Source organism: Psychromonas sp., from assembly GCF_983033635.1.
The window spans coordinates 495-4563 of the sequence record NZ_CEZLMY010000228.1 but is presented as its reverse complement, the minus strand read 5'-3'; the positions used below and the strand labels follow the sequence as shown (position 1 = coordinate 4563).

Genomic DNA, 4069 nt, shown 5'->3' with positions numbered 1-4069 from the left:
CTCAATTGAGAGGCTTTTTGCTGTTTAATACAATTTAAACTTTAACAATCTTACAGGTATTTGTTGATCCTGCATAATTGTCATCACCATGGGTGAGCAGGATTAAATCACCTTCTTGTAAGAACTCTGCTTCTTTGAGTGTCTGTAGTGCATTGCTTATAAATTCAACACTGTCGCTAGTTGTTGAGCTGAATTTAACAGGCGTTACACCGCGGTATAGCGCACAATAATTTAACGTTTGCGGATTACTTGAAAGTGCGTAGATAGGTAAACCAGAGCTTAAACGGGACATCAACAAAGGTGTCGATCCTGATTCTGTCAAGGCTACAATCGCTTTAACGCCATTGGTATGGTTAGCGGCAAACATCGTTGTCATTGCTAACGCTTCACCCGGATCGTCAAATGTATAATTGATACGGTTATTAGAAACATTAATGCTCGGGTGTTTTTCTGCACCAAGACAAACTTCGCTCATCGCTTTTACAGTTTCAACCGGATAATCACCAGCAGCGGTTTCTCCTGAAAGCATGACCGCATCTGTACCGTCAAGTACTGCATTGGCGACATCCATTACTTCTGCACGCGTTGGCATAGGTGCACTGATCATTGATTCCATCATTTGTGTTGCTGTAATAACCACACGGTTTAATCGACGAGTTGTACGGATCATGTTCTTTTGTACGCCGACTAAGCGGGCATCGCCGATTTCAACACCTAAATCACCGCGGGCAACCATCACAACATCGGATGCAAGAACGATATCTTCCAAAGCTTCCTGAGTTTCAACCGCTTCAGCACGTTCTACTTTTGCGACAATTTTTGCATGACAGCCAGCAGCTAAAGCCAGTTTACGGGCATAATGAATATCGTCACCACTGCGTGGGAAAGAAACCGCTAAATAATCACAGCCAATTTGAGCCGCTGTAAGAATGTCTTTTTTATCTTTATCTGTCAGTGCTGGGGCGGATAAACCACCACCTTGTTTATTGATACCTTTATTATTTGATAATGGGCCACCAATGATCACAACTGTTTCTACTTTGTTACCCGTTACTTGTTCGACTTGAAGCTGCACGCGGCCATCATCAAGTAATAATAGATCGCCCGCTACAACTTCTTGTGGCAAGGTTTTGTAATCAAGACCAACTGCCTGCTGGTTACCCTGACCTTTTTCAATGTCACTGTCTAAGGTGAATTTATCACCTACAGCCAATTGAATTTTATTATCTTTAAATGTAGAAACTCGAATTTTAGGACCTTGTAAATCCCCCATAATGGCAACTTCTTTGCCTAAACGAGCAGCGATTTCACGTACTTCATTAGCGCGTCTCACATGATCAATGGCTTCTCCATGAGAGAAATTCATGCGCACCATATTTGCACCAGCTTCAATAATTTTTTCTAGATTATTATCTCTGTCAGTTGCCGGACCTAATGTAGTAACGATTTTAGTACGTCTTGTCATTATATTCTCCTGTAAATGTTAGTAGCTACTTTGCAACAATACTCGATTATTGCTGAAAATAAAGATTTTTAGGCGTTAGAGTCAAATTTGTCAAAACGGGAATCTTTGATTCCATCTTTTACACGTTTTAAATTATCTCTAAATTTGGGGCCCCGTCGTAGTGTAAACCCCGTTGCTAATACATCGATCAGCACCAGTTGTGCAATCCGAGACGCCATTGGCATATAAATATCAGTATCTTCCGGCACACTCATTGAAAGCACTAAATTACTTTGCAGTGCAAGTGGTGAATCATAGGAGGTTAATGCAATAACAAAAGCATCGTTTTCACGTGCAAGCTGGGCAACTTCGACGAGTGCTTTAGTACGACCCGTATGCGATATTAGTACAATAACATCACCTTCACTGCTATTTATGCAACTCATCTTCTGCATCACAATATCATCAAAGCAGGAAACGGGGATATTAAAGCGGAAAAATTTATTTAAAGCATCATGTGCAACTGAAGAGGATGCACCTAAACCAAAGAATGAAATTTTGTTTGCTTGTGTTAATACATCAACCGCTCGATTAATTAACGATGTATCTAACGTGTTTTTAGCAACATCTAAGCAGGCCATGGTTGATTCGAATATTTTTGCAGTGTAGGCACTTGGTCCGTCATCTTCATTGACGTTACGATTCACATAAGGGGTACCATGTGCGAGGCTTTGCGCAAGGTGTAGCTTGAAATCTGGAAAACCTTTTGTATCGAGTCGTCGACAAAAACGGTTTACTGTTGGCTCACTGACCTGGGCCATTTTTGCAAGTGTTGCAATGCTTGAATGAATGGCAACTTGTGGTGATGCAATGATCACTTCAGCAACTTTTCGCTCTGATTTGCTAAAAGTATCTAGATTTTTTTGAATTAACTCTAAAGTATTCATAACGTTCCACTGTAATTTTTTATTTTAAGTTAAACTCTTGAACTTGTAGGAATTTGCTCTTGATAGTTAGCTTACGTTACTCTATCTTGAAGTGACTTAGCCCCTAAACTGAAAAAAACAGACATACAAACTCCCGAAACTGTGCATTATTATAAATAAGCTGTTTTCTGATGTCATTTTATTACAGAATAAAGCTGTTTTAGATCAAGTTTGACGTTGTTTTATTACAAAAGTGAGAGGGTGGTCTGTAGAATTTATGCTTTACTTTTAATCATTCTAGGAGAAAAAATATGTTATCTGTTGTTGCCGATGTTGGTGGTACAAATATCCGACTTTCTGTTTGTAACGTTGAAACAGGTGAATTGAGTAAATTAAGGGAATTTCCTTGTGCGGAATTTATAACTCTTGATGCAGCACTCGTTCAATATTTTTCGACACTGCAGGATGAGGTTAAACACCTTTGTGTTGGCATCGCCTGCCCTGTTGAAGATGATCATGTAATGATGACCAATTTAAGCTGGGAGTTTTCTAAAGAAGCATTAAAGAAAAAGCTTAAGTTAGAATCTTTATATGTGATTAATGATTACACCGCTATCTCATTAGCAGTACCGTTTGTATCTCAAGAAGAAAAAATCCAAATCGGTGCTGGTGAGCCACAAACCGATGGCGTAACTGCAGTCTTTGGTCCTGGAACCGGATTAGGTGTTTCACACATTGTAAAATCTGCTGGTAAATGGATAAGTTTAGATGGTGAGGGTGGACACGTTAGTTTTGCACCTAATACCCGTGAACAGGCTGATATTTTATTATTATTACAAGAGCAGTTTGGTCATGTTTCTGCTGAGCGTATTTTGTCAGGACAAGGCTTAGTTAATTTATACCACAGCCTTTGCCGATTAGAAGGCAAGCAACCAGAGTTCCATGAACCTAAGCAAGTATCTCAAGCTGCTTTAGATAATAGCTGTGAATTAGCACTGCGAAGCTTAGCAGTATTCTGTCAGGTAATGGGGGGGTTTGCTGGTAATCTTGCATTGAACCTAGCTTGTACAGGTGGTGTTTATATTGCCGGAGGTGTCGTACCTCGCTTTATCGACTTCTTTAAATCTAGCGATTTCAGAAGTTTCTTTGAAGAAAAAGGTCGCTTTAAAGGTTACCTGTCATCAATTCCAACATATTTAATAACACATGACAATCCAGGCTTGTTAGGCGCAAGTGTTTATCTTCGCCAAGAGCTAGGAACTATTAATAATTAATAATTAATATTAGTAGTTGATTTTACAAGGGGAGTTCTCTATTATGCGCTCCGCTTCAGTAAACAATTAAGCATCTGGTGAGTTGTCCGAGTGGCTGAAGGAGCACGCCTGGAAAGTGTGTGTACGGCAACGTACCGAGAGTTCGAATCTCTCACTCACCGCCACATTTAGTACCGCTAAGGTACAATAAGAACCCGCAACGCTTATTAATCAAAGCATTGCGGGTTTTTTTATGCATTGCTTTTATCTGTTTTTCCTCTGCCTAAATGGCGCAGCTATATTCATACTTACCTAGTTTGGTCTAAACCTTACAATACCCAAACAGTGCTTAGCCTCCGATGCTCTATCGTATATGCAGATTGATTTTTTAATAGGAGTTGTAATGAATATATTTAGCAAAGATTTTTTATGGGGCGGGCAATTGC

Annotated in this window: 2 protein-coding genes, 1 tRNA gene and 1 pseudogene; 2 read left to right on the top strand and 2 right to left on the bottom strand. The window is 39.7% G+C overall.

What is annotated here, in order from left to right; genetic code table 11:
* Window positions 1-34 precede the first annotated feature (34 nt).
* Window positions 35-1465 (bottom strand): pyruvate kinase, encoded by a 1431-nt coding sequence (pyk, locus tag AC4GME_RS17490; protein ID WP_490379910.1) that lies wholly within the window; start codon window positions 1463-1465, stop codon window positions 35-37.
* Window positions 1466-1533: 68 nt separating this feature from the next.
* Entirely contained in the window at window positions 1534-2391 is an 858-nt protein-coding gene (locus AC4GME_RS17485; protein ID WP_490378360.1) for a MurR/RpiR family transcriptional regulator, read from the bottom strand.
* A gap of 284 nt (window positions 2392-2675) precedes the next feature.
* Here AC4GME_RS17485 and AC4GME_RS17480 point away from each other — a divergent pair.
* Both AC4GME_RS17480 and AC4GME_RS17475 read left to right on the top strand, forming a co-directional pair.
* Window positions 2676-3644: pseudogene (locus AC4GME_RS17480) on the top strand (glucokinase); the annotation flags it as partial.
* A gap of 76 nt (window positions 3645-3720) precedes the next feature.
* Window positions 3721-3808: transfer RNA gene (locus tag AC4GME_RS17475), tRNA-Ser, on the top strand.
* The last annotated feature ends 261 nt before the right edge of the window (window positions 3809-4069 follow it).